24 protein-coding genes and 1 riboswitch are annotated in these 25,725 nt (G+C 71.8%); of the genes, 13 read left to right on the top strand and 11 right to left on the bottom strand.

Annotated elements, in window-relative coordinates; genetic code table 11:
• Window positions 1-135: 135 nt before the first annotated feature.
• Together RH864_RS01825 and RH864_RS01820 are read left to right on the top strand one after the other, a co-directional pair.
• Window positions 136-534, top strand: a complete 399-nt coding sequence (locus tag RH864_RS01825) for a YciI family protein (protein WP_310515784.1) — start codon at window positions 136-138, stop codon at window positions 532-534.
• Window positions 531-1,856 carry an RNA polymerase sigma factor gene (locus RH864_RS01820; protein ID WP_310515783.1) on the top strand — a complete coding sequence of 442 codons (1,326 nt, stop codon included), beginning with the start codon at window positions 531-533 and terminating at the stop codon, window positions 1,854-1,856. The genes RH864_RS01825 and RH864_RS01820 overlap by 4 nt, the downstream gene beginning before the upstream one ends.
• Window positions 1,857-2,047: 191 nt before the next feature.
• Here RH864_RS01820 and cspE read toward each other — a convergent pair whose 3' ends face one another.
• Window positions 2,048-2,251 (bottom strand): transcription antiterminator/RNA stability regulator CspE, encoded by a 204-nt coding sequence (cspE, locus tag RH864_RS01815; RefSeq protein ID WP_310515782.1) that lies wholly within the window; start codon window positions 2,249-2,251, stop codon window positions 2,048-2,050.
• 404 nt (window positions 2,252-2,655) lie between these two features.
• On the opposite strand from cspE, the gene RH864_RS01810 reads away from it, so the two are divergent.
• Window positions 2,656-3,054 (top strand): DUF7715 family protein, encoded by a 399-nt coding sequence (locus RH864_RS01810; RefSeq protein ID WP_310515781.1) that lies wholly within the window; start codon window positions 2,656-2,658, stop codon window positions 3,052-3,054.
• A 64-nt stretch (window positions 3,055-3,118) separates the two neighbouring features.
• On the opposite strand, the gene thiM is transcribed toward RH864_RS01810, so the two are convergent.
• From thiM to RH864_RS01790, 4 genes are all read right to left on the bottom strand, one after another.
• Window positions 3,119-3,973: a hydroxyethylthiazole kinase gene (gene thiM / locus RH864_RS01805; protein ID WP_310515780.1), complete on the bottom strand. Its 855-nt coding sequence runs from the start codon at window positions 3,971-3,973 to the stop codon at window positions 3,119-3,121.
• Window positions 3,965-4,062: riboswitch (TPP riboswitch) on the bottom strand. (Overlaps the previous gene by 9 nt.)
• Before the next feature lie 141 nt (window positions 4,063-4,203).
• Complete coding sequence (locus RH864_RS01800; protein WP_310515779.1) at window positions 4,204-4,398, bottom strand: hypothetical protein; 195 nt, start codon at window positions 4,396-4,398, stop codon at window positions 4,204-4,206.
• A gap of 140 nt (window positions 4,399-4,538) precedes the next feature.
• A complete protein-coding gene (gene glsA, locus RH864_RS01795) occupies window positions 4,539-5,759 on the bottom strand; it encodes a glutaminase A (protein ID WP_310515778.1) in 1,221 nt (406 codons plus the stop codon).
• Between the two features lie 19 nt (window positions 5,760-5,778).
• Window positions 5,779-6,207, bottom strand: coding sequence for a (deoxy)nucleoside triphosphate pyrophosphohydrolase (locus tag RH864_RS01790; RefSeq protein WP_310515777.1), 429 nt, complete (start codon window positions 6,205-6,207; stop codon window positions 5,779-5,781).
• Window positions 6,208-6,479: 272 nt separating this feature from the next.
• Here RH864_RS01790 and RH864_RS01785 point away from each other — a divergent pair, with 272 nt between their 5' ends.
• Window positions 6,480-11,381 carry a putative Ig domain-containing protein gene (locus RH864_RS01785; RefSeq protein ID WP_310515776.1) on the top strand — a complete coding sequence of 1,634 codons (4,902 nt, stop codon included), beginning with the start codon at window positions 6,480-6,482 and terminating at the stop codon, window positions 11,379-11,381.
• An 89-nt stretch (window positions 11,382-11,470) separates the two neighbouring features.
• On the opposite strand, the gene RH864_RS01780 is transcribed toward RH864_RS01785, so the two are convergent.
• A complete protein-coding gene (locus tag RH864_RS01780; RefSeq protein WP_310515775.1) occupies window positions 11,471-12,040 on the bottom strand; it encodes a small multidrug efflux protein in 570 nt (189 codons plus the stop codon).
• A gap of 168 nt (window positions 12,041-12,208) precedes the next feature.
• Here RH864_RS01780 and RH864_RS01775 point away from each other — a divergent pair, with 168 nt between their 5' ends.
• The 6 genes from RH864_RS01775 (at window position 12,209) to RH864_RS01750 (ending at window position 16,619) form a co-directional block, all read left to right on the top strand.
• Window positions 12,209-13,447: a sensor histidine kinase gene (locus tag RH864_RS01775; protein ID WP_310515774.1), complete on the top strand. Its 1,239-nt coding sequence runs from the start codon at window positions 12,209-12,211 to the stop codon at window positions 13,445-13,447.
• Between the two features lie 14 nt (window positions 13,448-13,461).
• Window positions 13,462-14,064: a response regulator transcription factor gene (locus RH864_RS01770; protein WP_310516013.1), complete on the top strand. Its 603-nt coding sequence runs from the start codon at window positions 13,462-13,464 to the stop codon at window positions 14,062-14,064.
• A 115-nt stretch (window positions 14,065-14,179) separates the two neighbouring features.
• The gene (locus RH864_RS01765) at window positions 14,180-14,692 is read left to right on the top strand and encodes a methylated-DNA--[protein]-cysteine S-methyltransferase (RefSeq protein WP_310515773.1); all 513 of its coding nucleotides are present in this window, start codon (window positions 14,180-14,182) and stop codon (window positions 14,690-14,692) included.
• Between the two features lie 17 nt (window positions 14,693-14,709).
• Window positions 14,710-14,982: a hypothetical protein gene (locus tag RH864_RS01760; protein ID WP_310515772.1), complete on the top strand. Its 273-nt coding sequence runs from the start codon at window positions 14,710-14,712 to the stop codon at window positions 14,980-14,982.
• A gap of 176 nt (window positions 14,983-15,158) precedes the next feature.
• Window positions 15,159-15,899: a glucose 1-dehydrogenase gene (locus RH864_RS01755; RefSeq protein WP_310515771.1), complete on the top strand. Its 741-nt coding sequence runs from the start codon at window positions 15,159-15,161 to the stop codon at window positions 15,897-15,899.
• Between the two features lie 126 nt (window positions 15,900-16,025).
• A complete protein-coding gene (locus RH864_RS01750; RefSeq protein WP_310515770.1) occupies window positions 16,026-16,619 on the top strand; it encodes a TetR/AcrR family transcriptional regulator in 594 nt (197 codons plus the stop codon).
• A 60-nt stretch (window positions 16,620-16,679) separates the two neighbouring features.
• Here RH864_RS01750 and RH864_RS01745 read toward each other — a convergent pair whose 3' ends face one another.
• The 3 genes from RH864_RS01745 to RH864_RS01735 all read right to left on the bottom strand — a co-directional run bounded on the left by RH864_RS01745 (window position 16,680) and on the right by RH864_RS01735 (window position 19,580).
• Entirely contained in the window at window positions 16,680-17,900 is a 1,221-nt protein-coding gene (locus RH864_RS01745) for a DUF2510 domain-containing protein (RefSeq protein ID WP_310515769.1), read from the bottom strand.
• Between the two features lie 101 nt (window positions 17,901-18,001).
• Window positions 18,002-18,886 carry an SDR family oxidoreductase gene (locus tag RH864_RS01740; protein WP_310515768.1) on the bottom strand — a complete coding sequence of 295 codons (885 nt, stop codon included), beginning with the start codon at window positions 18,884-18,886 and terminating at the stop codon, window positions 18,002-18,004.
• A 106-nt stretch (window positions 18,887-18,992) separates the two neighbouring features.
• On the bottom strand, window positions 18,993-19,580 hold the full coding sequence (locus RH864_RS01735) for a DUF4232 domain-containing protein (RefSeq protein ID WP_310515767.1): 588 nt from the start codon (window positions 19,578-19,580) through the stop codon (window positions 18,993-18,995).
• A 143-nt stretch (window positions 19,581-19,723) separates the two neighbouring features.
• Here RH864_RS01735 and RH864_RS01730 point away from each other — a divergent pair, with 143 nt between their 5' ends.
• Window positions 19,724-20,386, top strand: a complete 663-nt coding sequence (locus RH864_RS01730) for a nucleoside/nucleotide kinase family protein (RefSeq protein ID WP_310515766.1) — start codon at window positions 19,724-19,726, stop codon at window positions 20,384-20,386.
• A 27-nt stretch (window positions 20,387-20,413) separates the two neighbouring features.
• Here the strand turns inward: RH864_RS01730 and RH864_RS01725 are convergent, their stop codons facing one another.
• Entirely contained in the window at window positions 20,414-20,593 is a 180-nt protein-coding gene (locus tag RH864_RS01725; RefSeq protein ID WP_310515765.1) for a hypothetical protein, read from the bottom strand.
• Window positions 20,594-20,697: 104 nt separating this feature from the next.
• Between RH864_RS01725 and RH864_RS01720 the strand changes: the two genes are divergently transcribed.
• On the top strand, window positions 20,698-23,760 hold the full coding sequence (locus RH864_RS01720) for a DEAD/DEAH box helicase (protein WP_310515764.1): 3,063 nt from the start codon (window positions 20,698-20,700) through the stop codon (window positions 23,758-23,760).
• A gap of 153 nt (window positions 23,761-23,913) precedes the next feature.
• Here the strand turns inward: RH864_RS01720 and RH864_RS01715 are convergent, their stop codons facing one another.
• The gene (locus tag RH864_RS01715) at window positions 23,914-25,239 is read right to left on the bottom strand and encodes an MFS transporter (protein WP_310516012.1); all 1,326 of its coding nucleotides are present in this window, start codon (window positions 25,237-25,239) and stop codon (window positions 23,914-23,916) included.
• A gap of 153 nt (window positions 25,240-25,392) precedes the next feature.
• Between RH864_RS01715 and RH864_RS01710 the strand changes: the two genes are divergently transcribed.
• A complete protein-coding gene (locus RH864_RS01710) occupies window positions 25,393-25,596 on the top strand; it encodes a hypothetical protein (protein WP_310515763.1) in 204 nt (67 codons plus the stop codon).
• The last annotated feature ends 129 nt before the right edge of the window (window positions 25,597-25,725 follow it).

Raw genomic sequence — 25,725 nt, 5'->3', positions numbered from 1 at the left:
GAGTGTAGCGTGCAGCGCCGACACTTCGCCCCGCCTGTCGATCGGCACGGGGTTCGATCGTCATCACCGTGAAGGGCCGGAACGGCCGGCCCGGGCGCTCACTACGCTGGGCGTCGAACGGGAGAGGACACGATCATGCGATACAGCCTGTTGCTGCACTACCCGGAGATGTCGCCCGACGAGCTCGGCGAGGAGAGCATGGCCGAGGGCCAGCGCGCGTTCGCGAGTTACGCCGCGACGCTGCACGCCGCGGGCGTGCTGATCTCGGCCGAGGTGCTGCAGCCTTCCGACGTCACGACGACGGTGCGTGTCGCCGACGGCGCGCTGCAGGTCCAGGACGGACCGTTCGCCGACACCAAGGAGCAGCTCGGCGGCACGTTCGTCATCGACGTGCCGGACCTCGACCAGGCGATCGAGTACGCCCGCCAGGCGCCGTCGGTCTCGTGGGGCGCGGTCGAGGTGCGTCCGAGTGCGACCCACACGGTCGACGGGGTCTGGACGACGTTCGAGACCCCCGCGGCGAACGCCGGGTGACCGATTCGCGCGCCACCGCGTACGCCGCGGCCGAGCGGGTCGCACGCGAGGCGTACGGCCGGCTCGTCGCGGTGCTCGCGGCACCGACCGGCGACCTCGCGCTCGCCGAGGACGCGATCGCGGGCGCCTTCGAGACGGCGCTCTCCACCTGGCCGGTGCAGGGCGTCCCGCAGAACCCGGAGGGATGGCTGGTCACCGTGGCCCGCAACCGGCAACGCGATGTGTGGAAGTCCGCCGCGTATCGCGCGTCGGTTCCGCTCGACGAGCGGCGAGACGCTCCGGATGCCTCGGACGGCCGCCGCTCGCGGGCCGGCGCCGCCCCGGGGCATCCGCTCGCCGGGTCGCCCGCCGCAGGTTCATTCGCGCGCGACCCGTTCGCGCGCGACCCGTCCGCCGACCTGGACCCGGCGCGCATCCCCGACCGACGGCTCGAGCTGCTCGCCGTCTGCGCGCACCCGGCCATCGACCCGGCCGTCCGCGCGCCGCTCATGCTGCAGACGGTGCTCGGGTTCGAGGCCGCGCAGATCGCGACCGCGTTCGCGGTGCCGCCCGCGACCATGGCGCAGCGGCTCGTGCGCGCGAAGCGGCGGATCAAGTTCGCGCGGATACCGTTCGAGATCCCGGACCGTGCCGCGCTCGCCGAACGCACCCCGGCCCTGCTCGAAGCCGTGTACGGCTGCGCGGCGATCTCGTGGCGCGGCGACGTCGGCTCGCTCGCGGGCGAGGCGCAGTATCTCGCGGTCGTCCTCGCGACGCTGCTCGGCGACGACCGGGAGGCGTGGGGGCTCGCCGCGGTCGCCACGCTGTCGCTCGCGCGGCGGCGCACGGCGCCGAACGGCGTGTTCGTGCCGCTCGACGAACAGGACCCCGCGGACTGGGATGCGCGGCTGATCGACGAGGGCGAGGCGTACCTGCGCCGGGCGGCCGCCGGCCCCGGCACCGCGCCCGGCCGGTTCGAGCTCGAGGCGGCCATGCAGGCCGTGCACGCCGACCGGCGGCGTACCGGCCGGACGGACTGGGCCGCGCTCCGCGCGCTGTCGGTCGCGCTCGTCGCGGTCGCGCCGAGCCTCGGCGCACGCGTCGCGCTCGCCGCGGTCGTCGGGCGCACGGATGGCGGCGATGCGGGGCTCGAGCTGCTGCCGGAGGCATCCGTGGGGGAGCCGTTCCAACCCTGGTGGGCGACCAGGGCCGACCTGCTGTCGCGCGCGGGTCGCGTCGGCGAAGCGCGCGACGCGTTCGCTCGCGCCGCAACGATGACGGATGACCCGGGGGTGCGCGCGTACCTGGCGGCGCGGGCGGAGTCGCCGCGTCGACGGCCGTGAACCGGCCCGCACGTCCGCGGGTGTGCGAGTCGTCGGCGACTTCGGGCGACACGCCGTCGCCTCGAGCATCCGGGCGGCGTGTCGGTGAACGGTGCCGACGACTCGCACACCAGCCGGTGGCCGGACCGCCGTGCACGCACGAAGCGGGGCCGTCACGACGAATCGTGACGGCCCGCCGTTCGTGCTGCTCCTTAGAGGGCGCGGATGTTCGCCGCCTGCGGGCCCTTCTGACCCTGCTCGGTGTCGAACTCGACCTTCTGGCCCTCTTCGAGGTTGCGGTAGCCGCTGCCGGTGATCGCGCTGAAGTGAGCGAAGACGTCGGCGGAGCCGTCGTCAGGGGCGATGAAGCCGAAGCCCTTCTCGGAGTTGAACCATTTGACGGTGCCAGTGGCCATGTCGTCATTTTCCTTTTCGTTGAGGACCACGGCCGTGGCCCGGGGGTACCACGCCGACGGCGTCGGCGTGGAGCTCTGAGGGGAGTGGGAGGAGGAGGCGGCAGTGCCGCGGCGCACGGTGGGGAGGACGGGCGAGGGCCGTCCGGGAGGGGTGCGTGGTGAGACCGGTAATAACACTTCGTTTCGCTGCGTGGCATCAGGGCCACGGCCTGGGCATTTGGGCCAGTGTACGGCAAAGCCGTGTCACGGGGATGTTACGAGTCGAAACACGTCACGCGACGGGCCGTCCCCGAGGCTGCCGAGGTGTCTGTGGAGTCGGCGTCTGTGGAGGAGGAGTGCGTCGCCGCTGATGTCGGAGGTGCCCCCTAACCTGCCCCTGCTCGTGCCGAGTACGGAGACACCCCATGCGAATACTCACCGTGACGGCACGCACCCAGGGCGAGCGGGCCGGCGACTTCTGCTTCGGCATGAACGGCGAGCTCGCCTGGATCCCCGGCCTCTGCGCGGCGGCGATCCTGCGGCCCGACGAGACGTTGTGCCAGTGCCGCCGGGCGTTCGGCGGTGTGTCGTCCGGCGCACCCTCGTCGACGGCGCTCGTGGTCGAGACCGACTGGTCGCGCCGTGAGATCGTGCTCCTGATGCGTACCGGGGCGGCGGCGAACCAGTGGGAGGCGGCGTGCATCCCGCATGTGGCCGACGAGATGCTCGCCGTCGCCGCCCGGTGGCCGACCGGCGCGGTGCTCGAGCGGAGCTTCGTCGAGTTCCGGGCACGATCGGTTCCGAAGGCGGAATCGGGGGTGTGAGGGGCGTGGTCGGAGCGTCTGGAGCGTCCGGGGCGTCTGGAGCGCCCGCGGTGACGAGGGGGCGTCAGGCCGTGCTGGCCAGGCTCGTGACCGTGACTCGGGCGCGCTCACCGAGTCGCGCGGGCGTCAGTGCGGCGAGGGCATCGAGGAACTGTGCGGCGAACGTTCCCGGGCCGTTCGAACGCTCGGCCGCGAGCTCGGCCGCCACGGTGTACGCGAGGGTCGCCGCGACGGTCGCGTCGAACCTGGCCTGTTCGGGGCCGTCGACGTCGTTCGCGGGCGCGACGGCGAGGAACGCCGCCATGGTCGCGCCGAGCGCGCACCCGCCGCCCGTGACCCTGGTGAGCAGCGGGTCGCCGTTCGAGACGCGTGCGGTGCGCGTGCCGTCGGTGATGAGGTCGACCGGGCCCGAGACGGCGACGACCGAGCCGTACGTGCGGGCGAGGTGTTCGGCGGCCTCCGCCGCCGCATCCGTGCTGTCGGCCGCGTCGACGCCGCGACCGCCGGCTCCCTCACCCGCGAGCGCGAGGATCTCGGAGGCGTTGCCGCGCACGACCGTCGGGCGTTGCGCGACGAGCTCGTGCGCGAGCGCGGTGCGGATCGGTAGCGCGCCGATCGCGACGGGGTCGAGCACCCACGGGGTTCGCGCTTCGGATGTCCCGGCAACCGCTTCGCGCGCGGCGTCGCGTTGCTCGGGCGTCGGCGTGCCGAGGTTCACGAGCACGGCCCCGGCGACGCGCGCGAACGGCCCGGCCTCGCCGACGATGTCGACCATCGCCGGTGCCGCGCCGATTGCGAGCAGCGCGTTCGCGGTGAAGTTCGTGACGACGCTGTTGGTGATGCAGTGCGTCAGCGGCGACGCCTCACGGAGACGCTCGAGGTGGTGCTGGGCATGGTTGACGGTCAGACGATCGCGCATGGGCGACATCCCTTCGCTAGTACGAACTAGATCAGGTTCGACGGGTGTGATCTCAGCCGCGCATGTGCGCGGCACCCCGTGTCACTGTCCGCGAGTGTATGCCCTGCGGTGCTCGCTGCGCGAGCGCGCTGCGCGATCGGGAGCCGCCTCGAGACGTGCCGGCGGGCGGCGGGTACCTGCCTGGTGGCCGGCGGTCAGCTGGCGGCCGGGCCCGCGGCCGGGCCGTGACGTCAGTCGGTGCGCTCCTCGTCGGCCGGAAGCGGCGTCGGCTCCCCGCCGATGCCGGAGCCTTCGCCGGCCGGCGCTTCGGTCGTGGTCGCGGAGTGCTTCGCGACCTCCTCCTCGTCGACCTGTGTCATGGGCAGCTGGTCGCGGTCGGCGTCGCGGTCATCGGGGTCGAGGTTGCCCGTCGAGATGTCAGTCATGCCCCCACGCTCGCAGCCTCGCCCCGTGGGCGGCAGACGGTTGACAGCGCGAGGCCCGCCTCGCAACGTGGGTCCATGTCCCAGATCTGGAGCGCTTGTCCCAGATCCGGGACAAGCGAGCGTTGAATCGCGCGCGCCGCCTACGCGTCGTCGAGCACGCCGTCGGGGTCGACGACGATGGCGCGCGGCTGCCCCGAGCTGGTCACGCCGACGATCGCCGGCACCGCCCGGAACAGCTCTTTCACGGCGAGCCCGACACGCGTCACGTTGGAGAAGTCGAGCACGAGGCATCCGTCGTCGTTCAACAAGGGGGTGAGGCGCGTGAAGATCTCTTCCGCCGACGCGAAGTAGATCTCGCCGCGGAGCGCGGCGATCGTGTGGCCGGCTTCGGGCGTGAGCGACGCGATGGGCGAGAGCGGCGTGCCGCGGTGGGCGAGCATGTGCAGGCCGTACTGCTTGGAGAGTGCTTCGAGCATGGCGACGCCGCGCACGCTGTTGCCGCGTTCGTCGAGGCGCGGACTGAACGTGCCGATGCCGAACTGCCCCGGCTGCACGGCGACGATCCCGCCCCCGACGCCGGATTTCGCGGGAAGGCCGACATGCACCATCCAGGTGCCGGATTCGTTGTACATGCCGCAGCTGGTCATGACGGCGGTGGTCCACCGCGCGGCGTGCTCGCTGACGACGCGCTCACCGGTGATGGGGTTCACGCCCCCGGTCGCGAGGGTCGAGGCCATGATCGCGAGGTCGCGTGCGGTGACGTCGAGCGAGCACTGCCGGAAGTACGCGGTCGTCGCGACGTCGACGGGTGCCGCGAGGGCCCCGGTCGCGAGCGCGAGATACGCGAGCGCGCGGTTGCGGTCGCCGGTGTCCTGCTCGGAGCTGTAGACGTCGTCGTTGACGACGAGGTCGCGCCCGGCGAACCGTTCGAGCCCGGCCTTGATCGCAGAGAACTTGGCGTCCGCGGTCGCGCCTTCGATGAGTGACGAGGTCACGATGGCGCCCGCGTTGATCATGGGGTTGAGCGGGCGTCCGGATGCCGCGTCGAGACTGATCGCGTTGAACGGCTCCCCGCTCGGTTCGAGGCCGACATGCTTCGTGACCTCGTCGACGCCGAGGGCATCGAGCGCGAGCGCGAACACGAAGGGTTTCGAGACGGACTGGATCGTGAAGGGGATGTCGCTGTCCCCCGCGTCGTGGATCGCGCCGCGCGTCGAGACGAGCGAGATGCCGAGGGGTTCGGGGTCGACGTTCGCGAGCTCCGGAATGTAGTCCGCGACGTGCCCCGACGTGTCGGGCCGGGCGGCGTCGAGGATCGCCTCGAGCGTGGTGCGGACGGGGTGGGTCATGTCGACCGGCATGGGGGCAGTTTAGGGGTGGTCAGGAGCCGCCGGGTGGTGTGGGGGTGGCCGTTGGTGCTGTGGCGGCGAGAAGCCGCACCGCCGGAAGGTCGGGCGCTGCCCAGTCGAGCGTGACCAGCTCAGCCGGTGTCGCCCACCGCATGGCGTCGTGGTCGGTGCTGGAGGTAGGGCGGCCGGCGGTGAGCGTGGCGCGCAGGCACGTGAGACGGATGACCCGGCCGCCGACGTCCGTGTCGTCGGTGGTCAGCTCGTCGTGGACTTCGATTTCGACGCCGAGTTCCTCGACAATCTCGCGCACGAGCGCCTCCGCGGCCGTCTCGCCCGCCTCGACCTTCCCGCCGGGAAACTCCCACTTCCCGGCATCCGCTTTCCCGGCCCGCCGCCGGCACGCGAGCACCCGACCCTCATGCTCGATCACCGCGGCGACGACGTGCAGCGGTTCGGACACGGGGCTCCCTTGGTGGGGTGGGCTGTTCTCGCTCAGGCTAGCTGGACGCGGCTCGCGCTTTGCGCCACCTCGTTCACCAGCGCGCCAGGAAGAACGGCGCAGCGGCGACCGAAGTGGCGCGGAGCCACGCGCCCCGCGCCGATCGAGTGGGGCGAGCAGCCGACGGGAGCGCGGTTGGCGACCCAGGTCCCTTCGATTCGGACCCCGCGCTCCCATATCATGGGCAGGCCGCCTGTACCCTGCGCGCGGCCGACCCCCGAAGGGCCCCTGCCATGCACCCGCCTGCGCCGACGCAGACTCCTCGCCGATTCATCCGCTCGCTGGCCGCGGCGCTCGCCGCGCTCTTGGCCGCGACCGCGCTCGCGCTCACGCCGACCAGTCCGGCGAACGCGGCCACGCCACCCCTGACCACCGTGAACTACATCATCGGCAACGGCCAGGGCCAGGTCGTCATCGCCGACGAGGCGTTCGCCGATTCCGAGGTGACGGGCACCCCGAACCTGCCGCCCGGCCTGAGCTTCGACCCGTCCTACGGCGGGATCGCGCTGACCGGCGTCCCCGGCCTGGCCGGCGTATTCGGCTTCTCGATGCGCGTGCAGGAGACGCCGGACGGCGCGTACACGGACTACGACGTCGCGATCCGTGTCCACGACACCCCGGTATGGCAGACCACCGACCTGCCGACCGGCACGATCGACACCCCCTATGACGCGGATCTCGTCGTCAGCCCGTTCGGCAACTTCGCCGTCCACTCCGGCACCCTCCCGGACGGCCTCGAGCTGTCGCGCTCGGGCAAGCTCAGCGGCACGCCCACGGTCGACGGCACCTTCCGCTTCACGGTCCGGGCGACGAACCTCAACGGCACGGCGGATCAGGGCTTCGCGCTCTACATCGCCCCGCCCACGCCCGCCCCCGTCTGGCAGACCACGAGCCTCGGCAACATGCGAGCGGCCGAGTGGGTCAGCCATACCCTGCAGGCTTCGGATGCGACGGAGTACTCCGTCGTCGCGGGCGGACTGCCCTCGGGCCTGACCCTCGCCGACGGGGTCATCTCGGGCGTGCCGACGGTCGGCAGCAACAACGGGCCCTACCGGTACGAGTTCACGGTCGCCGCGAGCGGCCCCGGCGGCGTCACGAACCAGACCTTCTCGGGAAGCGTGACGGCGCCCTGGGTGACCTGGATGACGGGGACGATCACCCCGGCGGTCATCGGCGTGCCGTACGAGTTCCAGCTCGAGGCCCGGTACGCCAACGAGTACGCCCTCCACGACGGCACCATGCCGCCCGGCCTCACGGTCGAGCCGGATGGCCGCATCATCGGAACGCCGACGCAGGCGGGGACCTCCGAGGTCTGGCTCTCGGCCGTCAACGTCGGGGCCTCGAGCTACCGTCTGTACGAGCTCGTCGTCCACCCGGCGGCGCCGGTCTGGCAGACCACCGGCCTCGGCTTCACGCGCGTCGATGTTCCGCTCACCACCCAGCTCGAGGCGACGGATGCCACGGGCTTCCGCGTGACCGCGGGCGCACTGCCGGCCGGGCTCGAACTGGTCGACGGCACCGTCACGGGCACGCCGACCGAGCATGGCGCGTACGACGTCACCATCGCCGCGGTGAACGGGGGCGGCGAGACCGCACAGCGCTTCACCGGGACCGTCGCGGCGGGCGCCGTCGTCTGGGTCACGGAGCGCATCGGTCCGTTCACGGTCGGTGTCCCGGTCGACCTGCGGCTCGAAGCGACGCACGCCGTCGACTTCAGGATGAACGGTGCTCCGCTCCCGGACGGGCTGACGCTCGAACGCGACGGCCGGATCCACGGCACCCCGACCACCGTGATGAGCGTGTCCACGGGCATCGACGCGTTCAACGCCGACGGCGCCTTCGGGGGCGGTGGGCTGATGAAGCCGGTCACCGTCGAGGTCATCGACGCGGCCACCTGGGCGGGTGAGACCGAGTTCACGATCAAGGACGACGAACGCTTCGACGTGCCGGAGAGCGCGGTCGAAGGCGGCTGGATCACCTCAGCGACGGTCACGCCGGCCCTCATCCTCACCACCGAGATGTGGACCCCGGGGATCCTGACCTTCCACCCGATCACCCCCGGGACCGCCACGGTCACGGTCACGTACACGAACGGTGCCGACGAGTGGACGCAGGACGTCACGGTCGTCGTCGTCGAACGCGTGGTCTGGGTCACCGAGTCGTTCGGCGACCTCCGTCTCGACGTCCCCTTCGAGCTCGAGCTCGAGGCCACGGATGCCACGGAGTTCGAGATCACCGGCGGTGAGCTGCCCGAGGGTCTGACCTTCGAAGACGGCGTGATCGCCGGTACACCCACCGAGCACGGCCCCTACGCCGTCACGATCGCCGCGTCCGACGGCTACGTTGCGGTCGAGCGGCAGTTCACGGGCACGGTCGCAGCAGGGTATGTGCAGTGGGTGACGCCCGGCATCCCCGACGCCACGGTCGGGTACCCGGTCGACCTGCAGCTCGAAGCCACCCACGCCGTCGAGTACGAGCTCGAGTTCGGCCGCCTGCCTGACGGTCTCACGCTCGAGCCCGACGGCCGTCTCCATGGCACGCCAACCCAGGTCGGGGGTTCGTACGCCTACATCCGGGGCGTCAATGCCGATGGCGAGTACGTGATGCGGCAATTCTCGATCGTCGTTCGTGCGGCCGCGACCTGGGTCGGCGAGACCTCGTACGACCTGGCGCCGGGCGACGAGCTCAACATCGAGCGGGCCACGGTCTTCGGCTGGCTGACCGACGCGACGGTCGCCCCGGACGGCATCGTGGACGCCGAGGTGCTCGCCGACACCAGCCTCCAGCTCGACGCGCTCGTCTCGGGCATTGCGACGGTCACCGTGACGTTCACGAACGGCGTTCACGAATGGACCCAGGACCTCACGGTCACGGTCGCCGCACGCAAGGTGGAGTGGGTCACCGCCGATGTCGGTCCGTTCGTCGTCGGTGACGACGTCGACGTGCAGCTCGAGGCCACGAACGCCGTGGAGTACGTCCAGTGGGGCGCGGGCGTGCCCGGCTTGACGCTCGACTCGGACGGCCGCCTGCACGGCGCGGTCACGCAGGTCGGCACGCACTCGTTGAGCGTCGAGGCGAGGAATGCCGACGGCATCGGCTCCACCAAGGGCTTCCTCGTGACGGTCCGTGCGATCCCCGTGTGGGTCGCCCAGACCTCGTACACGGTGACGGCCGGCGAGTTCATCGAGCTGCCGAACACCTCGGTCACGGGCGGCAGCATGAAGGGCGCGACCGTCGCACCCGAGAGCGTCGCGACCGCTGAACTCCGCGGCCGGTTCGGCGTGCGGCTGACCGGCGTCGAGGCGGGCACGGCGACCGTCACCGTCACCCTGACCAACAGCTCGCGCGACTACGAGCAAGCCATCGAGCTCGAGGTGCTGCCGCGGCCGACCTGGGTCACCACGTCGCTCGGAGACTTGCGGGTCGGCGCTCCCTACGAGCTCGCCCTCGACGCCTCAGGCGCGACGAGCTTCGAGATCACCGACGGCGAGCTGCCCGCGGGTCTCACCCTGGCCGAGGGCGTCATCGCCGGCACGCCCGAGGCGTACGGCCCGTACGACGTGACGATCGCCGCGTCGAACGGCGACATCCGGCTCGAGCGGCGGTTCACGGGCGCGGTCGCGGACGGCGCCGTGAACTGGGTGACCGAGTTCTTCGGTCCGCTCGAGGTCGGCATGGTCGTCGACGACGCGTTCGACGCGGACTACGCCGCGAGCTTCACGCTCGAGTCGGGCGCGTTGCCCACCGGGCTGACGCTCGACGCCGACGGCCGGGTGCACGGCACGGTGACCGAGGCGGGCCGGTTCGAGCCGAGCATCCGCGCGGCGAACGCCGACGGTGAGGGCCGCACGCGCACCTTCCAGATCGACGTGCGCGACGTGCCGGTCTGGACCGGCGAGACCTCGTTCCTGATGACCACCGGAAACGGCCTGCTCATCCCCGAGACGGTCGCGCACGGCCGGGTTCGAGACGTCGTGGCCGCGAACGAGGAGATCCTCGACGTGAGCTGGGCATTCGGTGAGGGCATCGAGTTCGTCGCCCTCGATCCCGGCACGACCACGGTGACGGTGACCATGTGGAACGGCGTCGCCGAGCACACCGTCGACCTCACGATCGAGGTGCGCGACGCGCCGGTCTGGCAGATCACCGAGTTCGGCGAGCTCCGCGAGGGCGTCCCGTTCTCCGTCAGGCTCGATGCGACGGATGCCACGGGCTACGCCGTGACCGATGGCGAGCTGCCGGCCGGGCTCATCCTCGACGACGGCGTGATCGTCGGAGTCCCTGCGGCGTTCGGTCCGTACGACGTGACCATCACGGCCTCGAACGGCGACATCGGGGTCGAGCAGCGGTTCACGGGTGTGGTCTCGGCGCCGCTCGTCGAGTGGGTCACCGAGGCGTTCCCGGCCCTCGACCGCAATGTCGCAGCGGAGCTGCCGCTCGATGCGGCGAACGCGGTCGAGTTCGAGCTCACCGGCGGCGGACTGCCGGCCGGCCTCGCACCGGTGCAGGCGGATGACGGCACGTGGGCCCTTGCGGGCACCCCGACCGATGCCGGAACGTTCGCGTTCGAGCTCACCGCCCGCAACGCGACACGTGACCCCGCGCCGCGCGCGTTCGAGCTCGTCGTGGCGCAGCCCGAGCTGTCGCTGACGTTCGCGGGCGAGCCCGGTGATGAGGCGGCCGGGGTCGAGATCGCGGCGGATGGCTCGGGCCTCGCGCCGTCCTCGAGCTGGTCGGTCGTCGTGCATTCGGAGCCCATCGTGCTCGCCTCGGGCGAGGCATCCGTCGACGGGACGGTGGCCGCGTCGGCGACGCTGCCCGCGACCATGCCGTTCGGGGCGCACGAGCTACGGTTCACGGCGACCGGTGCCGACGGCGTCGAGGCGACGACGTCGGTCTGGTTCTCGGTCGGCGAGGACGGCCGCATCGTCGAGGTCTCGACGACCGGCCCCGTCGCCGACCCGCCGCGCGTGCCGGCGCCGACCCCGGCGCCCGCCTCGTCCGGGCAGAGCGGTGCCGAGATCGCGCACACCGGCGTCGAGGCATCCGCGTGGCTCGGGGGAGCCCTCGCGCTCATGCTGGCCGGCTTCGCCGGGCTCGCGCTCACCTTCCGCCGCCGCACCGCCCGCGGCTGACCCCACGCTCCGCGCCACTTCGTTCAGCAGCGCGCCAGTAAGACTGGCGCAGCGGTGACCGAAGTGGCGCGGAGCCGGTGGCAACAGGCTCAGCGCACGGCGTAGAGCACGCCGCCGATGAGCACGGCGAACACCGTGGTCCAGAGGAAGATCGCGACGCCCTGCCAGATGAGGATGCGGGCCTTGCCGACCCCCGCGGCCGCGAGCATGGTCGCGGTGAACTGCGTGGGCAGCAGCAGCGGGCCGAGGAGGCTCACGCCGGGCACGCCGTACTTCACGAGCGCTCGCTGGAACTTGGCCTTGCGGGGCGATTCCGGGATCTCGGACAGGTCGGCGCCCCCGGCACCCGCACCCCCGGCGCCCGCGGCGCCACCCTCGCCCCCGCCGGCCATCGCCCGGGCCTGCACGCGTTCGTGATGCCGGGTGACGACGGCCTGCCGCGCACCGGCGCTGATCAGCACGAGCACGGCGACGCACGCGAAGTTGCCGATCATGGCGGCGATCGCCGCGACGACGGGGGTGATGCCGCCGAGGATGCCGATCGACACGGCGCCCTCACCCTCGATGAAGGGGATCGCGCCGGCGCCCGCGATGATGAGCGGCTGCACGAGGTCGGGAACCTGCGCGACGAGGTCTTGGAAGGTTTCGATGAGGCTCATGTGGTGCTCCTGACGTTCGGTGTGCCTGCCCGAACCGGATGACTCCGTTCGGCGATGCTTCGAGTCCACCGGATCCGCGGCGGCGGCGGCAGTGTCGCGGCGTCACCCGTTCTCGGCGGATTCCGCATGTCTCGCCGTGACATTTGTCACTGCCCTACGCTCGAGGGCATGCCCGCCGCACTGGCCAGGCCCGAGCACGCCAGGAGTGTGCAGACCACCTGGTACTACACCCTCACGTCGATCGTGTTCTTCATCGGCTTCCTCGAGGCCGTGGTCGTGCTGACGCTGCTCGAGGACTTCCTTTCGACGGGCGACCCGTTCACCGTGGTCGTGATCGCGGCGGTGGTGCTCGCGGCGGCGGCGCAGATCCGGTACTGCTGGTTCCTCCGTGCCGGGCGTGCCGGCGGGCTTCCCGCGGCCGGCTGGACGTTCGCCCTCGTCGGCTCGGCGGGCTTCGTGTGGGCGCTCGGGCTGTTCGCGCCGGCGAGCGCGTTCGCGACGGCCGTGCCGCTGTGGGCGGCGGTCTCGCTCATCGCATGCCTCGTGCCCCGGGTGCGGCGCTGGGCCGTGCTCGCGCTGGGCGTGGTGCTGTTCGTCGCGCACATCGTGTTGGCGACGGTCGTGCTCGATCAGTCGTTCGATGAGCTGCCGCGGGGCGGCATGATCATGTTCCTGATCTACTCGATCCTGCTGCCGTTCATGCTGATCTCGAGCCTGTGGTGGTGGGAGATCGTCGTGCGCATGGACCGGCTGCGCCGGACGGCGGCGGAGCTCGCGGTCACGCAGGAGCGGCTTCGGTTCGCGTCCGACCTGCACGACATCCAGGGCCATCATCTGCAGGTGATCTCGCTCAAGTCGGAGCTCGCGGAGCGCCTGCTCGAGGTCGATCCCGTGGCGGCCCGCGAGCACATCCACGAGACGCGGCTCATCGCGAAGCAGGCGCTCGAGGAGACACGTTCGCTGGTCGCGGGCTACCGGCAGGTCGCGCTCGATGACGAGCTCGAGAACGCCCGCGAGGTGCTGACCGCCGCGGGTGCGTCGTGCGCGCTGCGTGTGGGGGTGGTGCCGACCGAGCCGTCGGTGCGGGCCGCGCTCGCGTCGGTGGTGCGAGAGGCGACGACGAACATCCTGCGGCACAGTGAGGCGACGCGCGTGACGATCACGCTCGGTGCGGCGGGCGGGTCGAGCGTGCTGTCGATCGAGAACGACGGCGTCGCCGGCGACACGGATGCTCCGGGGTGGGGCCGGTCCGTGGGTTCCGGCCTGGCGGGCCTGCGCGAGCGGCTCGCCGATGTGGGCGGCCGGCTCGAGACGTCGACGGATGCCTCGGGCGGCATGTTCGTGCTCACGGCGACGGTGCCCGTCGAGGAGAGGTCGGTGCCGGTGGGTGTGGAGGCGGCGTCGTGAGCGCGCCCGCGGGCATGATCCGCCTGCTGGTCGCCGACGACGAGCACCTGATCCGCGGTGCGCTGATCGCACTGCTGAACCTGGAGCCCGACATCGAGGTCGTGGCGAGCGCGGCGAACGGCGAGGAGGCGGTGTCGCTCGCGATCGAGCACCGCCCTGAGGTGTGTCTGCTCGACCTGGAGATGCCCGAGGCCGATGGGCTCGAGGCGGCGACCCGCATCCTCGCCGAGGTGCCGACGCGCGTGGTGATCGTGACCCGTCATGCACGCCCGGGCGTGCTGCGCCGCGCGCTGGCCTCGAAGGTCTCCGGGTTCGTGCCGAAGTCGACGCCCGCGGAGGAGCTGGCGAACGTGATCCGCGATGTCGCTGCCGGCCGCCGCTACATCGACCCCGAGATCGCGGCGACGGCGCTCACGGCCGAACGCTGTCCGCTGACCGATCGTGAGCTCGACGTGCTCCGTCACAGCCGTTCGACCATGAGCGTGCAGCAGATCGCCGACCGCCTGCATCTGGCGCCCGGAACCGTGCGGAACTACCTGTCGTCCGCGATGACGAAGCTCGGCGCCGCTTCGCGGCACGAGGCCGCTGAGATCGCCTGGCAGCAGGGCTGGATCTGACGAAGCCGGGTCTCGATACGCGTGCTCCTCCGTCGCGAACGACCCAGACTGTTGAAGTCCGTTTCCCGCTGCTCGAGCCGGCGGGCGTCGGGCGTGGGCGCGCGAGGATAGATGTATGACGCGCCGCCACGCCACACTTCCCACCGAGCTCGGGGAGCTGCTCGTCGTGGCCGACGGGGACGCGATGGCGGGCATCTACTTCCCGCAGCACTGGCACCCGCCGGCCGAGGGGTCGACCGGCGTACGCGTCGAGTCGTCGACCGACCCGCTCTTCGCCGACCTCGCCTCGCAGCTCACCGAGTTCCTCGACGGCCGGCGCCGCGACTTCGACCTGCCGATCGCCCCGACAGGCGACCCGTTCCAGCAGGCGGTGTGGACCCGGTTACGAGAGATCCCGTACGGCGAGACCACCACCTACGGAGCGCTGGCGGTGGAGCTCGGCGATCGCAATCTCGCCCGCCGGGTCGGCGGAGCAGTCGGCCGGAACCCGCTGAGCATCGTCGTGCCGTGCCACCGCGTCGTGGGGGCGACCGGCGCCCTGACCGGGTACGCCGGCGGCCTCGAACGCAAACTCCGTCTCCTCGAGCTCGAGGGCGCTTCGGTCGTCGCGCAGCGGCGACTGTTCTGAGCTCGGGGGTCGGGTCGGTGCGGCCCGACAGCCCCCTGCCGAACCGCGACGACGAGGCCGAATGTGCCGCTCAGGTCGGCCGTGGCTCGCGGGTCGAACTCGCGGGCCTCGTCGATGCGTCCGTCGAGCTTCGGCGGGCACTGGTCCGTCTTGACGCCCGGCGTTTCGTATCGATCCACGAGGCGGTGCAGTTCGCCGTTCGTCACGCGCAGGCGTTCGTGTCGTCGCACGTGTCGCCCACGGGTCGGCAGGAGTTGGCCCGCCGTGCCGTGATCGCGGAATGCCGATGAGGTGAGCTTCTGAGCCCGGCCTCTATTCGACAGATGTAGAATAGAAGCGTACACCGACACCGCGGTCGGCACCCGCCACGACGCCACGAGCCCGCGACGATGCCGAACCGCACGGGGTCTTTCGACCCGGAACACTCCGGGTCTTTCGACCCCGGAAGCGAGAGAAAGGTCAGCACATGGCACGCGTCAGCAACAAGGTGGTTCTCATCAGCGGAGGTGCCCGTGGAATGGGCGCCTCGCACGCCCGGCTCCTCGTCGAAGAGGGTGCGAAGGTCGTCATCGGCGACCTGCTCGACGCCGAAGGCGAGGCGCTCGCCGCCGAGCTCGGCGAGCGGGTGCGTTACGTCCACCTCGACGTCACGGACTACGCCCAGTGGGAGCAGGCCGTGCAGCTCGCCGTCGACGAGTTCGGCGGGCTCGACGTCGTCGTGAACAACGCCGGCATCGCGAACTTCGGTCCCGTCGACGAATACTCGCTCGAAGCCTGGGACACGATGATCGCCATCAACCTCACCGGCGTCTTCTACGGAATCCGGGCCGCAGCCCCCGCGCTCAAGCAGAGCGGCGCGGGATCGATCATCAACATCTCCTCGACCGCGGGGCTGCAGGGCTACGAGGCGCTGCCCGGCTACAACGCCGCCAAGTACGGCGTGCGCGGCCTGACGAAGAACGCCGCGCTCGACCTCGGCAAGTACAACATCCGGGTGAACTCGGTGCACCCCGGGGTCATCCGGACGCCCATGACCGACGAGCTCGACACGCCGCAGAACCACGTCGCGCTGCACCGGGTCGGCGAGCCGATCGAGCTGTCCAACCTCATCCTGTTCCTCGCGAGCGACGAGTCGAGCTTCTCGACGGGCGCGGAGTTCGTCGCCGACGGCGGCGAGACCGCCGGGCTCTCGCACTACGAGAGCTGAGTCCGCCGCCCGCACCGGCCGCACCTGCGCCGCAGCACCGGTGCGGTGCCGCAGCGCTGAGGTGGGCGGATGCCTCGTGCGAGACATCCGCCCGCCCGGTGCTCACCGGCTCACTACCCTGATCAGATGCAGTCAGATCCCCGACAGATCCGCACCCGCCAGGCACTCGCCGCAGCGCTCGTGCGACTGCTCGCGCGCCAGCAGCTCGACACCATCAGCGTTGCCGAGCTGTGCCGCGAGGCGGGCGTGCACCGCACGACGTTCTACGGCCACGCCGAGAGCGTGCGCGAGTTCGCGCTCGCCGAGTTCAGCCGCGACATCGACCGCATCGCCGAGGTCGAGGTCGAGGCCACGGCCGAGCAGCCCGCCGAGGTCGCGGATCGGTACCTGGGCTCGATGCGGCGCATCCTCGACCACGTGACCGAGGAGCGTGCCGGTTATCGCACGCTCTTCGGCCCGGCCACACGCGGCGTCTTCCGCGCCGCCCTCGACGACCGGCTCCGCCACCGCGCGCGACTCGCGCTCGAGGTGTGGCGCGAACAACACGTGCCCGGTGCGCCGCGAACCGACCACGCGACCGCGCAGGCGGCCGCGTACATCGCGGGCGGGCTCGTCGGCGCGATCGAGACCTGGGCTCTCACCGACGACACGGATGCCACGGCGGAGGCCGCCCGCATCGCGACCCTCATGCCCGCCTGGTGGCCTGGCGCTCGCGCGTAGCCTGGCGCTCGCGTGCGGCCCGGCGCTCGCGCGTCGGCGAGCGAGCCCCGCTCGAGCCGATCAGCGCAGCGACACCCACGCCTCGTCGAAGAAGCCCGGCGACACGAGCAGGACGCCGTCGGGATCGGCCGGCAGCATGAGGACCAGGTTGCTCGTGACGCTGCCGCCCGCGAACAGCTCGGTCATGCCGAACTCGGGCTCGATGCCCCACGCGTAGGCATACGAGTCGCTCTTCACGACGCCGTCGGCGCCGACGTAGTCGATGCCGACCATGCTGTCGGTCGACGACTCCTCTCCGGTGTACGTCACCGTGAGGTTGACGATCGCGTACGTCTCGCCCTCGGCGGGCGGCTCGTTGTACTCGTCGGCTGCGAGGACCTGCTCGGTCGCGTCCAGGTCGATGCTGTTGATGACGACCTCGAACTCGTCGGTGGTGATCGTCTCGCCGATCGCGAGCGGATCGTCGCGCGACCCGAACACCTCGGGAGTGAACGCACCGTCGAGCTCTTCCTCGAGCGCCGACGACCCCGAGTCGAACTCGTCGATCGATCGCTCGATCTCGCCGACCGCGAAGACGAATGCCACGATGCTCACGATCGCGGCGACGATCAGGCCGACGACGGAGACCGAGAGGCCGACGATGCCGGGCCACTTGGCACCCTTCATGAACAGGGCGACGATCGACAGGATGACGCCGATCGGCAACACGAACCAGCCGAACAGCACGGTCACCGGGATGCACGCGAGCACGAACCCGACACCCGCGACGGCGAGCGCGATGATGCCGAGGACGTGGACCGGCTTCTTGCCGCCGACCTCCGGGGAGCCCGGCTGCGCGTAAGGCTGCTGGGCGTAGGGGTTCTGATCGTAGGGGCTCTGGGCGTACTGGCCCTGGGCGTACGGGCTCTGGGCATACGGGCTCTGGGCATACGGGTGCTGCGCGTGAGCGCTTTCGGTGCCCGCGTCCTGGGTGTACGCGCTCTGCGCGGCCACGCTCTGGGCATACACCGGGGCGGCCTCGGCCTGCTCGCCGGGTGCGGTCCAGTCGGCTGCGGGCTGGGCTGCGGCGGGCACGGATGCCTCGGCGGCGGTCGCCTCGGCATCGAGCGTGGCCGCCTCGGGTGCGGATGCCTCGGCGCCATGCGGCTCGGACGCGATCGCGTCGGCGGGCGTGGCCGACGACGTGTGCTCGGTCCACTGCGCGCCGTCCCAGTAGCGCACGGTGCCCGTGCCGGTGCCGTCGTCATACCAGCCGGCAGGGGGGAGGTTCGGGTCAGTCATGCTTCCACCCTGGCAGGAAACGGAGCCCGGCGTCATGGGGAGGCCTCCCCACGACGCCGGGGCTCACGCAGCAGACCGCGGTGGAGGAATCGCCGGCGACCTCACGCCGCCGCGGCGCGCTCGCCGTCGATCGCCGCCCGCAGAGCCTCGACGAGCGGCGTCGTCGGACGGCCGATGAGCTCCGACAGCGTCGGCGTCGCATCGCCGAGCACGCCGCGCCGGATCGCGTCGTCGATGCCCGCGACGAAGGCCGCGGTTCCGTGGTCGAGCCCCGCCGACTCCAGTGCCGAGACCTGCTCCTCGGTCGAGAGAGGCTGGTACGTCACCTCGCGGCCGACGACCTCGGAGGCGGCCGCTGCGAGGTCGTCGAAGGTCCACGCGGTGTCGCCGGTCAGCTCGAGCGTCCGGCCCTCGAGCGTCCGGCCGTCGAGCAGCACCGCGGCGGCGCCCTCCGCGAAGTCGGCGCGCGTCGCGCTCGCGACCCGCCCGTCACCCGCGGACGACGCGATCACGCCGGTCTCGGCCGCGCGCGAGACATCCGGAACGTAGTTCTCGGTGTACCAGTTGTTGCGCAGGATCACGGCGGGCACACCTGCCGCAGCGATCGCCTCCTCGGTGGCCTTGTGGTCGGCGGCGAGCGGGAAGCCCTCGGCCGTCGTCGCCTTCGGCGCGCTCGTGTACACGAGCTGAGCGACGCCGGCCGCCTTCGCCGCGTCGATCACGTTGCGGTGCCCCTGGAGCCGCGCGCCGGGTGCCGACCCCGAGATGAGCAGCACCCGGTCGACCCCGTCGAGCGCCGCCGCGATCGTCTCGGGGCGGTCGTAGTCGAGCTCTGCGGTTCGGATGCCTCGGGCCGAGAGCTCCGCGAGCTTGGCCGTGTCACGTGCCGTCGCGACGATCTCCGACGGCTGCGCGCCGCGCGCGAGGAGCGCTTCGACGACGAGTCGGCCGAGCTGGCCGCTTGCTGCGGTGACGAGGATGGTCATGGGTGGGCTCCGTCTCTCTGCGGGGGTCTTCGGTCCCGGTGTCTCGCGCTTCGCGCGAGCCCGGTCACCGAGCAGCAACCGCCGCGGGGAGCATCCGCATTCCCGATCAGCTCGCAGCCACCGGGCCGACCTTCAGGAACACCGTGCCGCTGTCGCAGGCCGGCACATCGCTCGCGTCGACCACGAAGCCCGTGAAGCTGTGCGGCGGGTAGACCCGGTAGCCCGTGCCGTGCACGACCGGGCAGTCGTCGAGCGGGCCGCCGTCAGGGTCGATGTTCACGGCGGTCAGCGGGGCCGTCACCGACCCGCCGGGCTGGAGGGTCAGCGTCTCCGGCGCATCGTCGCCGACCTGCTCGGCGGCCTCGCCGAGCTGCGTGCCCGAACCGTCAATCACGGAGACGCCGGGCGCCCCGCGCAGCTCGCACGCCGCCGACCCGGTGTTCGTGAACACGAGGTCGTAACCGGTCGACCCGGCGCCGGCATCGCCGCCCGAGATCGAGACGCTGAGCGCATCGTCGGCGCACTGCCCCGACGGGGCGTTCGGGTCGACGGAGGCGGCCGGCGTCGGAGTCGCCGTGGGCGTCGGGCTCGGCGGCGGCGGGGTGGTCGGCGTGGCCGAGGAGCCGGCGCAGCCGGAGAGCAGTACGGCGACCGCGGAGGCGGCGGCCAGCGCGGGGAGGCGGAGACGAGGCATGCGGCTGATCGTAGCCTCCGCCGTCGTGCCTCGAAAGGGGACGGGATGAGCGATGTAGAACATCACACTAGTGTATTACCACGGCCCGATGCGCACCACGAAAAGGCACCTGCATCCGCGCCTGCCCGCCTAGGGTGGTCATCGTGACCCCGAACGCTGCGGACGCCCTTGCGGCTCGTGTCGAACGTCTGCTCGGCGCGCCGGGTGACGGCGGCCGGCTCCTCATCGGCATCGCCGGCAGCCCCGGTGCGGGCAAGTCGACGCTCGCGCGCGCGGTCGTGGACGCCGTGACGGCCCGCGGCGCGGTCGCGGCGGCGTACCTGCCGATGGACGGATTCCACCTCGCGAACGCGACGCTCGACCGCCTCGGGCGCCGCGAGCGGAAGGGCGCGATCGACACGTTCGACGGCTGGGGGTTCGTCGCGATGCTCGAGCGGCTCCGCGGGGAGACCGGCCACACGGTGTACGCCCCGAGCTTCGAACGCGCCGCCGACGAGCCCGTGGCCGCCGAGATCGCCATAGAGCCCGAGGCCCGGATCGTGGTCGTCGAGGGCAACTACCTGCTGTGCGACGACGAGCCCTGGGGGCGCGTTCGCGGGCTGCTCGACGAGGCCTGGTTCTGCGCTGCGCCGGAGAGCGAACGGATGGTTCGCCTCATCGCCCGCCACCGCGCGGGCGGGCGGACGCCCGAGGTGGCCGAGGCTTACGCGCGTGACGTCGACGGCGCGAACGCGCGCCTCATCGAGCCGACGCGTGCACGCGCGGACCTCGTGGTCTCGGGGACGACGGGCGACGTGCTCGCGTAAGCGGCCGCGCCGTCGTGGGGCGGGCGACTACTCGTTCGGCTCGGCCGCGTCGTCGTCCCGGTTCGCCGCCGCCTCCGGGTCCTCCTCGGGCTCGAACGTCGTGGGCTCGCCCGCGCCGACGCCGACGCTGCCCGGCTCGTCGGGGATCGTGCCCTCGCTGCCGAGGCCGCCGTCGTGGTGATCGCGCTGGTCACTGTGGTGGGTCATGGTCTCACTCTCGCACTCGGCCGTGCGCGGTGGCGTGGGCTTGACAGTCGCGGACCGGCTTCGCGCGATGACCGCCTGTCAGCGGAGCGTGCGAGCATGAACGCATGCCCCTCGATCCGCCGACCGCCGACTGGCGGGCGCAGCTCGAGGTGCTGGGCATCACGGCAGGCGGCGCATCAGGGCCGCCAGCCCGCGATGACGCCTCGCCCGGCGCACGGCCCGCGATGGGGTTCCGCGCGCTCGCGCTCCAGTTCGAGCTCCGGCGACGCCGCGCTCGCCGCGACGGCGACTGGCAGGGACCGCGTGACGAGCCCGCGAAGCGGGCCGACGGCGTCGACCGTCTGGCGGTGCGGCCCGTGGCCGCCGGAGCCCGCAACGGGTGGGCGAAAGCCGGGCTCACCTGGCAGAACATCGCGTTTCAGGGCGCGTCACAGGGCTACGACCCCGAGCAGGCGCGCTGGTTCGCCCATCTCGCCTTGCTCAAGGGCCGCAGCCCCAGCGTGTACACGACCTACGGCTCCGAGTGGATCACGCTCGACGAGTACGAGAGCCCGCTGCTCTGGGCGCACCTCGCCGACGCGGCCCGCCTCGGCGTCGCGCTCGTCGGCTCGCCGGCGACGCGAACGGTCCGCCTCGCGACGAGCGCGACGGTCGGGCTCGACGCGCGATACGACCGACCGGATGCCTCGGGCGAGCCCCGTGCACGCGCGGACCTGCCCACGCACGCGGGCACTGCAGACCTCGTGCTGACACCGAACGTCGAGCTCGACGGACGCGTCATGCCCGCCGCTGCCGCCCGCGCGATCGGCGACCACGGCCTCTACGCCTTCGACTTCGCCGCCGGCGAGCTCACGCTCGCACCCGTCCCGGGTGGACTGAGCCCCGCCCAGCGTGCGGTGCTCGACCAGCCACGAGACATCCGGGTCGTTCCAGGCGAAGCCGTCGAGTTCCTGCGATCCGCGTACCCGAGGCTCGCGGAGGCGCTGCCCATCACGAGCCACGACGACAGCTTCGAGCCGCCGCCGCCGATGCCCGCGACCCTCGTGCTCCACGCCCGCTTCGAGCCGGACGAGGTGCTGCACCTCGCGTGGCACTGGGAGCACGCCGACGGACGCCGCGAGCTCATCGCGGACGACCCGGTGCTCGATGCCGCGGCTGGAGCATCCGGCTCGGATGCGGCAGACCCCGACCTCGATCCCGAGGTGATCGAGCCCGCGCGCGACGAGCTCGGCGGACTGCCGATGGCGCCGATCACCCTGCGCGGCGCCGACGTGGCCTGGTTCGCCGACCGGGTCATCCGTCGCCTGCGCCGCCTCGACCGCGTGCGCGTCGACGTCACGGGCGACCCGCCCGACTACCGCGAGGCCGGCGTGCCGCAGCTCACCGTGACGACCGTCGAGTCGCCCAAGACGGACTGGTTCGACCTCGGTGTCGTGGTCACCGTGAACGGCCGGAAGGTGGCGTTCATGCCGCTGTTCCGCGCGCTCGCGAAGGGGCAGCGTCGTCTGCTGCTCGTCGACAAGACCTACCTCGACCTCACGCAGCCGCTGTTCGAGCCGTTGCGCGACCTCCTCGACGAAGCCGGGACGCTCGACGAGTGGGAGACCGGCGTGCGCATCCACCGCAGCCAGGTCGCGCTGTGGGCGGAATTCGAGGACCTCGCCGATCAGGCCGAGCCCGCGGTCTCGTGGCGCGAGACCGTCAGCGGGCTCACCGGCCGAGACGGCGCGGACACGCCACCGCCACCCGGCCTCGAGGTCGAGCTGAGGCCGTACCAGCTCGACGGGTTCCGCTGGCTCGCGCTGCTGTGGCGCAGCCGCCTCGGCGGCATCCTCGCCGACGACATGGGGCTCGGCAAGACGGTGCAGACGCTCGCGCTGATCGCGCACGCGCGGCGGGCGGATGCCTCGCCGCACCCGTTCCTCGTCGTCGCACCGTCCTCGGTCGCCTCGAACTGGCTGGCCGAGGCCGCACGATTCACCCCCGGGCTCCGTGTCGCCGCCGTCCTCGCGACCGACACCGCCGACCGCGGCCGGCTCGCGGCTGCCGCCGCGACCGCCGATGTCGTCGTCACGACCTATGCCGTGCTGCGGCTCGACGCCGCCCGTTTCGCGGCCCGCGACTGGGCCGGCCTGGTGCTCGACGAAGCGCAGTTCGTGAAGAACCCCGCGACGAAGGTGCACGACGCGGCCCGCGCGATCCGGGCTCCGTTCCGGCTCGCGCTCACCGGAACGCCCATCGAGAACCACACCGGCGAGCTGTGGGCCATCCTGCGGATTGTGGCGCCCGGTCTCTTCCCGTCGCGACGGGCCTTCGACGAACAGTACCGGCGGCCCATCGAGGCCGGTCATCGCGAACGGCTCGAGCGCCTGCGGCGACGCATCCGCCCGCTCATGCTGCGCCGCACCAAGGAACAGGTCGCACCCGAGCTGCCGCCGAAGCAGGAGCAGATCCTCACCGTGGAGCTCGCGCCGCGGCACCGCCGGCTCTACGACGCGACGCTGCAACGCGAACGCACCAAGCTGCTCGGCCTCGTCGACGACCTCGACCGGCAGCGGCACATCGTGTACCGGTCGCTGACCCTGCTCCGCATGCTCGCGCTCGACGCGAGCCTCATCGACGAGGCGCACACGGGCCTCGCCTCAGCCAAGCTCGACGCGCTCTTCGAACAGCTCGACGACGTGCTCGCCGAAGGGCACCGGGCACTCGTGTTCAGCCAGTTCACGTCGTTCCTCGGCAAGGCAGCCGAGCGGCTGACCGCCGAGGGCGTGCCGTTCGCCTGGCTCGACGGATCGACGCCGCTCGCGCGGCGCGATGCCGAGATCGCGCGGTTCCGTTCGGGCGAGGCCTCCGTGTTCTGCATCAGCCTGAAAGCCGGCGGTTTCGGCCTCAACCTGACCGAGGCCGACTACGTGTTCCTGCTCGACCCGTGGTGGAACCCCGCGAGCGAGGATCAGGCCGTCGATCGTGCGCACCGCATCGGGCAGGCGAAGCAGGTCATGGTCTACCGGCTCGTCGCCGCGAACACCATCGAGGAGAAGGTCATGACGCTCAAGCGCCGCAAGGGCGAGCTCGTCGCCGCGGTGCTGGAGGGCGATGCCGGCCAGCCGGACCAGCGCTCCGCGCTCACCGCCGACGACCTCCGCGAGCTGCTCGCCGACGAGTGACGGCGCCGCGCCCTCCCCGCTGCCCGCGTACCCGCTGCCGCGCCACGTACCGGCTGCCCCGCCACCTTCGACGAACTGCGCCAGCCGCGACGGTCACAGCTGGCGCAGGCGGTCGGACGCGGTGCGGTTGTGGACGCCGCTCAGCGCGGCCGATCAGGCCTCGGTCGGGCCGCCCCGGCGGCGTGGGCCCCGGGTCCGGCGCGGCGCGCGCGGCTCCCTGAGGCCGATGTGGATGCGGGTCTTCCGACGCTCGATCACGATGAACGTCACGCCCAGCACCCAGAGCGGCACCTGGGTGAGGAACGCGATACGGAACGCCTCGAGCGTGTACGTCGACGGCGTGCCCGCACCCTGCAGGTCCATCGCGCTGCCGATGAACAGGATCGCGAGGAGGCCCGCGAAGAATCCGCCGCCGTTGACGATGCCTGTCGCGGTGCTCAGCCGGTGGCTCGGGTTGTACGTGCGGGCGTGGTCGAACGCGATCATCGAGGCCGGGCCGCCCGTCCCGAGCGCGAACGCGAGCACGAACAGCAGCCAGAGCGGCGCCTGACCCGGCCACAGGATGACGGCCAGCCACGCGACCGCCTGGAACGCGACCGTCGGCAGCACGAGCAGGGTCGAACGGCGCATCGGGTGCCGGCTCGAGAGCGCACCGATCACCGGGCCCGCGACGATGCCGAACACCACGAACGAGGTGATCACCAGCGACGCGGTCGCCGGCGAGAGCCCCTCGCCCGCGGTCAGGAACGGGAACCCCCACAGCATGACGAACGCCGTGCCCGCGAACGGCGTCGCGAAGTGCGACCAGAATGCCAGCCTGGTCGCCGGGTGGGCCCACGACTGGCGGAAGCCCTCACGCAGATCGGCCGCACTCCGGACGACGCGGATCGCGCCGGTCTGCGTGTCGACCGCGATGTCGGCCACCCGGCCTGGAGGCCGGTTCCGCACGATGAGGAAGATGAGCACCGCGAGCACGAGCCCGAGGCCGGCGAGACTGCCGAACGCGATACTCCACGTCGTGGCGTGCAGGAGCGCCGCCAGCGGGAGGATCGAGATGATCTGCCCGGTCTGGCCGATGATCCCCGTCAGCTGCACCATGAGCGGGTTCCGCTGATCCGGGAACCACGTCGCGATGAGCCGCACCACGCTGGGGAAGACTGCGGCGTCGCCCGCGCCGATCAGCACGCGAGCGACGATGCCGATGCCGACGTCGGACGCGAATGCCATGACGACCTGGCCCAGCGCCATCAGGATCATGCCGATGGTGATGATCGGGCGGGCACCGAACCGGTCGAGGAGCAGACCCACTGGGATCTGCATCGCGCCGTACACGAACAGCTGGATGACCGCGAACATGGACAGCGTCGAGGCATCCGCGTCGAACCGCACCGCGGCGTCGGTGCCGACCGCCGAGAGCGACGTACGGTTCGTGACCGAGAGCACGTACCCGGCGATGCCGACCGCCCACACCAGCCACATGCGCCACGGGCGTGCGGGGGCGAAAGGAGAACTGGTCACGGCACAGCCAGCTTATTGGCGACGGATGCCTCGTGCTGGCCCTTGCGCGTGTGCAAGCCCTTCCGGTCGAGACCCGGCTCGCCTACGGTCGAAGGCACGAGGAAGGAGCACGAGATGACCGATTTCGTCGACCCGCTGGAGGAACCGCTCGGCCTCGACGCCCGGGGCGGGCGCCCGGATCAGTTCGAAGACGAGACCTGGGAGGTCTCCGAGGACTCGCCCGAAGCCGATGAGCGCGCGGCCGAAGGCCGCGACGCCGGTGCGATCGGGGGCGACCGCGACAACGCCCTCGAGGTCGAGGGCCGCGACGAGGTGTGACGCCGTCGTCGTCACCCCGTTGGGCGAGTAGCGCCCGACGAAGGAGGGCGCGTATCGAGACCCGGCGCGTATCGAGACCCGGCAGCCGGCCTCCTCGACCGGCGCCGGGTCTCGATGCGCTCGCTGGCG

It is taken from the genome of Agromyces aerolatus, from assembly GCF_031432255.1.
GTDB lineage: Bacteria > Actinomycetota > Actinomycetes > Actinomycetales > Microbacteriaceae > Agromyces.
This window is presented reverse-complemented; position numbering and strand designations above follow the sequence as displayed.